This window comes from Kordia sp. (genome assembly GCF_022447245.1).
In the GTDB taxonomy this organism is placed as follows: domain Bacteria; phylum Bacteroidota; class Bacteroidia; order Flavobacteriales; family Flavobacteriaceae; genus Kordia.
Genome location: NZ_JAKVBC010000051.1, coordinates 20,680 through 27,172 on the forward strand (window position 1 = coordinate 20,680; position 6,493 = coordinate 27,172).

General features: G+C 33.8%; 5 protein-coding genes. 4 read left to right on the forward strand and 1 reads right to left on the reverse strand.

Features of this window, described 5'->3' with window-relative positions:
- Nucleotides 1-27 precede the first annotated feature (27 nt).
- Both trpB and trpA read left to right on the forward strand, forming a co-directional pair.
- Nucleotides 28-1,215 (forward strand): tryptophan synthase subunit beta, encoded by a 1,188-nt coding sequence (gene trpB / locus MK119_RS22460; RefSeq protein WP_290683645.1) that lies wholly within the window; start codon nucleotides 28-30, stop codon nucleotides 1,213-1,215.
- 2 nt (nucleotides 1,216-1,217) lie between these two features.
- The gene (gene trpA, locus MK119_RS22465; RefSeq protein ID WP_290683647.1) at nucleotides 1,218-1,988 is read left to right on the forward strand and encodes a tryptophan synthase subunit alpha; all 771 of its coding nucleotides are present in this window, start codon (nucleotides 1,218-1,220) and stop codon (nucleotides 1,986-1,988) included.
- Nucleotides 1,989-2,326: 338 nt separating this feature from the next.
- On the opposite strand, the gene MK119_RS22470 is transcribed toward trpA, so the two are convergent.
- Entirely contained in the window at nucleotides 2,327-3,817 is a 1,491-nt protein-coding gene (locus MK119_RS22470; RefSeq protein ID WP_290683649.1) for a hypothetical protein, read from the reverse strand.
- A gap of 71 nt (nucleotides 3,818-3,888) precedes the next feature.
- Here MK119_RS22470 and MK119_RS22475 point away from each other — a divergent pair, with 71 nt between their 5' ends.
- Together MK119_RS22475 and rlmF are read left to right on the forward strand one after the other, a co-directional pair.
- The gene (locus MK119_RS22475; RefSeq protein ID WP_290683651.1) at nucleotides 3,889-5,679 is read left to right on the forward strand and encodes a DUF885 family protein; all 1,791 of its coding nucleotides are present in this window, start codon (nucleotides 3,889-3,891) and stop codon (nucleotides 5,677-5,679) included.
- Nucleotides 5,646-6,493 (forward strand): 23S rRNA (adenine(1618)-N(6))-methyltransferase RlmF (rlmF, locus tag MK119_RS22480; RefSeq protein WP_290683653.1); only part of this gene is annotated, 848 nt, incomplete at its 3' end. The genes MK119_RS22475 and rlmF, both read left to right, overlap by 34 nt.

The window sequence follows — 6,493 nt, forward strand, 5'->3', positions numbered from 1 at the left end:
AAAAGAAATAATATAATCATATAAACAATGAAAAAAACATATCACGTTAACGAAAAAGGATATTATGGAACATTTGGTGGCGCATATATTCCTGAAATGTTATATCCAAATGTTGAAGAGTTGCGTCAAAAATATTTGGAGATTATGTATGAAGATTCTTTTCAAGAAGAATACAAACAATTACTAAAAGACTATGTAGGTAGACCTTCTCCTCTATTTTACGCAGAACGTTTGTCTGCCAAATACAACACAAAAATTTACTTAAAGCGTGAAGATTTAAATCATACAGGCGCACACAAGGTAAATAATACGATCGGACAAATTTTAATGGCAAAACGTCTAGGAAAAACTAGAATCATTGCCGAAACTGGCGCTGGACAACACGGAGTTGCCACTGCAACAGTCTGTGCCTTAATGGGCATGGAATGCATTGTATATATGGGCGAAATTGACATTGCGCGTCAGGCACCAAATGTTGCTCGTATGAAAATGTTAGGCGCTGAGGTTCGCGCAGCTGTTTCTGGAAGTAAAACACTGAAAGATGCCACGAACGAAGCCATTCGTGATTGGATCAGCAATCCTGTGAACACTCATTATATTATTGGTTCTGTTGTAGGTCCGCATCCGTATCCAGATATGGTTGCACGTTTTCAAGCAGTGATTTCGGAGGAAATTGAATGGCAATTACACGAAAAAGAAGGTCGTTCGCATCCTGATCACGTAATTGCGTGTGTTGGTGGTGGAAGCAATGCAGCTGGTGCTTTTTATCAATACTTAGATGATGAACGCGTCAACTTAATTGCAGTTGAAGCTGCTGGAAAAGGAATTCACTCTGGTGAAAGTGCCGCAACTTCTGTATTAGGAGAAGACGGAATTATTCACGGAAGCAGAACACTCTTAATGCAAACCAACGATGGGCAAATTACAGAACCGTATTCGATTTCGGCTGGATTGGATTATCCTGGCGTTGGTCCAATGCATGCACATTTATACGAAAGCAAACGTGCAGAATTTATTTCTATTACGGATGATGAAGCCATGACAGCAGGATTGGAATTATCACAACTAGAAGGTATCATTCCTGCCATTGAAACCTCGCATGCTCTGGCGGTTTTTGATACACGAAAATTCAAAGAAAACGAAATTGTTGTCTTGAATTTATCAGGTCGTGGAGACAAGGATTTAAACACATATATTGATTATTTCAAACTATAACAATGAATAGAATAAATCAAAAATTACAAGAAGATAAAAAATTATTATCCATCTATTTTACGGCAGGTTATCCAAGTTTGAATGATACCGTTGGTGTGATCCAAGATTTAGAAAAAAGCGGTGTCGATATGATCGAAATCGGGTTACCCTTTAGTGACCCTTTAGCGGATGGACCAACGATTCAAGCGAGTTCCACACGAGCTTTGGAAAATGGAATGACAAGTGAATTGCTATTCAGTCAACTTGCAACTATTCGTGAAACAGTTTCCATTCCATTAATCATTATGGGATACCTAAACCCGATGATGCAATACGGAATTGAAGCTTTTTGTGCCAAATGCAAAGAAGTTGGTATTGATGGTTTAATTATTCCTGACATGCCTGTAGCTATTTATCATGAACAATATCAAGCTATTTTTGAAAAATACGGTTTGATCAATGTATTTTTAATAACACCACAAACATCAGAAGAGCGCATCCGATTTATTGACAGTATTTCCAACGGTTTTATTTATATGGTAAGTTCTGCTGGCACTACTGGCGCTAAAAATAGTTTTGGAAATACACAAGAAACCTATTTTGATAGAATTGGAAATATGAACTTAAAAAATCCACAGATTGTCGGTTTTGGAATTTCCAATCATGAAACTTTTACACAAGCTACTAACAAAGCCAAAGGTGCCATCATCGGAAGTGCTTTCATCAAACATATAACAACAAACGGTACAAAAACGATTGATACATTTGTAAAAGATGTATTGGGAGATACTTAGTTGAATAGGTAGTATATTTCGTAAAGCTGAATCAGATTCATCTTCAAATAACAGAAAGATATGACTTTTATTGGATGCCGAGACTTGGGCAAAAACCCTGTGCTGAACTCGATTGAATATTGATACCAGAGAACTAATCTATTTATTTTTCACTAAGATTATGTATGGAAACCAAACAGTTGCTGCGTTGTAAGCGCCTCGAAAAAGAGGCGTCAAATAACAGTTCTATTACAATAGTAATAATACTTTAAAGGTTTAGAGTCGTTTTTTACATCTATCTACATGAAGTAATACCTGTTATGGTTTGAAATTATAGTAATTTTAAATATGAATTGGTGTTAATTTAATAGCATATATTTTCTATCAAATCGATCCTTATTACTTACTAAAAAGTATCCATCTGCAAATAAACCAGATATAGGCATGTAAAACTTTTGAGATTCATTATTATGTACTTTATGATAAGTTACATTACCATCTGTATCGTATACGACATCATATAAAGCGGTAAATCCTAATGATCTTTCTTTAAAAATAACTTTCTTTTCAGGATTATTTAATACTTTTTCACCTGAATTCAATAATAGATGTAATTTTTCATTTTTTACAAAAGCGTTAAAATCATAGTGTTCTGATAGTTTGTATATTCCTCTACCCCATACTAATTCGCCAGAAGGATTTACTTTTAGTATTAAAAGAGTCAATTTAAACGAACCGTCTGTTTGAAACATAAATGGACTATTATCAAAATTATCAAAAAAGTCTTCACTTGGCTTTGTTTTTACAAGTATCATATGGGCTACCCCATTTTTATTTTCAATTATTCGATCTATTGAAAAACCTAATAACCAAGGATTTTCATCTGAATTAAAAACATCTTCAAAGATTTTTTTTGTAAAAATATTTGTTTTCGATGACTTTACAGTGAGGTCTGCCTTGTTTACAGTAAAGGTGCATGTTCCTTCAATTCTATCATATCCTTTATCTGCATAACATCCTAAAAGCTGAATTGTATTGTTAACAGAACGCATGCGAAGTGATTTTATAAATTTTCCTTCTGAAGTAATCTTTATAGTTTTAGTATCTACCTCATGTAAGCTTTGTAATTGAAATTGATAGTTTTCAATTTCATCATCAGAAGTAAATGCATAGGCATCAGTATGAATCCAAACCTTTTTGAGAAGAAAAATACTTCCTTCATTATCTACCAAAATCCCTTTTGGTTCAAAACCGAGAGTGTCATTTTCTTCATATTTATTTTTATAAATTGTTTTTAAGTTATCACTATCAAACACATACATATAGAAATGACATTTTTTTCTTTTGGCACTTCCCATAGCAATGGCTACATATCTGTTATTTCCTGATATGTCAAATCCCGTTTGTATAGAATGTTCATCCTTAAAGAAAGTTTTCCCTCTTATAATTGGAAGACGAACAAGTTGTCTCTTTTCGTAAGAGCCATTCAAAAGATCAAAAATGTAACAATTTATAATACGTTCACTTTTATCTGTTGCGTCTACTGTAAAAACTTTTACTTTATCCCCAAGGCGTACATGTCCTTTGTATGCCTCTTTTTTTCCTTTTTTTATAGTTACTTTGGTAATGAATTCTAGTTTATCATTCATAAGATCAGCAATGCAATATTTTTTTCCAAATCGCAATGTAAACAGATTCCCATTGTCTAATTTACATAATACATTAATATCATTTGCTTTATTTTTTTCTACAAATCGATCGCTTTTATGAATTTCCAATTCTGTAGGTGCTTGTGCTGATAAAAATTGTCCAATAAAAACCATAATAAATGGCAGTATATTTTTTTTCATTTTGCTTTATAATTGAAATTTTATAATGAATCATTAAATTAGCAATAAAAAGTTTCTTAACTCAACACAAAATGAAAAAAATTGTATGTATGCTCTTTATTATCTTATTTCTTTCTTGCGGAAGCGAAAAGAAAGAAACTATTGTTTCAAAAAGTGAATTATCACTTGCAGGTGTTTTGGAAGCTTATTATGACGAAGGTTTAGCACTCAATCCTTTAAATGCAACCTTTGCTGGAGATAATAGATTTAATGATCAATTTCCAAATGTATTGTCCGAGGAACATCATGAGAAATTAAAAGCGCATTACAGTAAGTTTCGAGATACTTTGAAAAACTTTGACGAAACCAATCTTAAAGATGGTGAAGAAATGAGCAAAGACATTTTGTATTGGGACTGTGACATGAATTTAAGAGCCCTAAGCTTTAAAAACGATCGTTTAATGCCTATTGATCAAATGTGGTCATTAAACTTAATGGTTGGTCAATTGGCAAGTGGTGCTTCTGCTCAACCATTCAATACTGTTGAAGATTACAATAATTGGCTGAAGCGTTTGGAAGGTTATAACGAATGGTTAAAAACTGCCAAAACAAATATGCAAGAAGGAATTGAAAGCGAGTTTGTATTGCCAAAATCATTGATCAAAAAAGTAATTCCGCAGTTTGAAATCTTGGCAGATGGTAATCTTGAAAAGCATTTATTTTATTCACCAATCAAGAATTTCCCTGAAGGTTTCTCTAACGAGGATAAAGACAAATTAACGAAAGCTTACAGCACATTTTTAACCGAAAAACTGGTTCCTACATTCAACGAAATGTATCAGTTTTTAAAGACGGATTATCTTAACGCTGGTAGAGAAAGTAGTGGAATTGATGGAACTCCGCATGGAGAAGCATATTATGATTACTCTATCAAAAATTATACTACAACCAATATGACTGCTGATGAAATTCATGAGTTAGGATTAAAAGAAGTAGCTCGAATTTTAGCAGAAATGGAAAAGGTTAAAAAAGCAGTTGGTTTTAAAGGTGATTTAAAAGCGTTTTTTAATTATGTCCGAGAGAACAAAGAATTAATGCCATATACAGAACCGCAACAGATTATTGACAATTTTAATGCGATTCATGACAAAATGAAACCTCAAATTGAACAATTGTTCGATATAAAACCAAAAACTCCATTTGAAGTTCGCCGCACAGAAGCATTTAGAGAAGCATCTGCGAGTGCTGAATATAATCCTGGTTCACTTGATGGAACGCGTCCTGGTATTTTTTACACACCAATTCCAGATGCTACAAAGTACAATGTATTTTCTGATGAAGCCTTGTTTTTGCATGAAGCAATTCCGGGACATCATTATCAAATTTCATTAACGCAAGAGAATAAAAATTTGCCAGATTTTAGAAAAACGCTATGGTATAGTGCATACGGAGAAGGTTGGGCCTTGTATACTGAATCTTTAGGAAAAGAGTTAGGTTTGTATGAAGATCCATATCAGTATTTTGGGATGTTAGGTATGGAAATGCATCGTGCTATTCGTTTGGTAGTGGATACAGGAATGCATGCCAAAGGTTGGACACGTGAGCAAGCGATTGAATATTCACTGAACAACGAAGCAGAAAGTGAAGCTAGTATTATTTCTGAGATTGAGCGTTATATGGCAAATCCGGGACAAGCATTATCATATAAAATCGGACAATTGAAAATTCGTGAGTTACGTTCAAAAGCGGAAGAAGCACTTGGTGATACATTTGATATCAAAGAATTCCACAATCAGGTATTGAGTACAGGTTGTATTCCGTTGCAATTGTTAGAAGATAAAATCAACGCATGGATTCAAAAAAACAGCAACAGCGTTCAATAAAAAAACCAAAACTTCATCCTTTAAATAAACATCTAGGACGATACGATTTTAAGGTCTTGACAAAAGCTTGTCCTGAGTTAAAATCGTTCGTTTCTGTAAATAAGTTTGGTGATGAATCCATTAACTTTTTTAATCCAAAAGCTGTAAAAATGCTCAATAAAGCATTGCTGCAACAGTATTATGGAATCAATTATTGGGACATTCCGGAAGGTTATCTGTGTCCACCAATTCCTGGAAGAGCAGATTATATTCATCATTTAGCGACGTTTCTCGCAGAACACAATCAAGGAAACATTCCAAAAGGAGAAAAAGTGACTTGTTTAGATATTGGTACTGGCGCAAATTGTATTTATCCAATCATTGGCACGCAAGAATATAATTGGGCATTTATCGCGTCTGATATTGCCGAAACTTCTCTTGATAATGCTAGAGAAATCATTCATAGAAATCATAACTTAAAAGATCGTATTGAGCTTCGCCATCAAGAAAATCCCAATCAAATTTTTAGAGGAGTTGTGCAACCAAACGATCAAATTACTATTACGCTTTGTAATCCGCCTTTTCATAAATCAGCCAAACAAGCTCAGGAAGGAACACAGCGAAAATTACAAAACTTACAAGGAAAGAAACCAACGAAAACCGAACTTAATTTTGGCGGACAAAGCAATGAATTGTGGTGTAAAGGTGGCGAAAAGAAGTTTATCAAAAACATGATTAAAGAAAGCAAACAGTTTTCAAAGCAATGTCAATGGTTTAGTACTTTAGTTTCAAAAGAAGTGAATTTACCTGCTATTTACGATGCTTTGAAACGTGT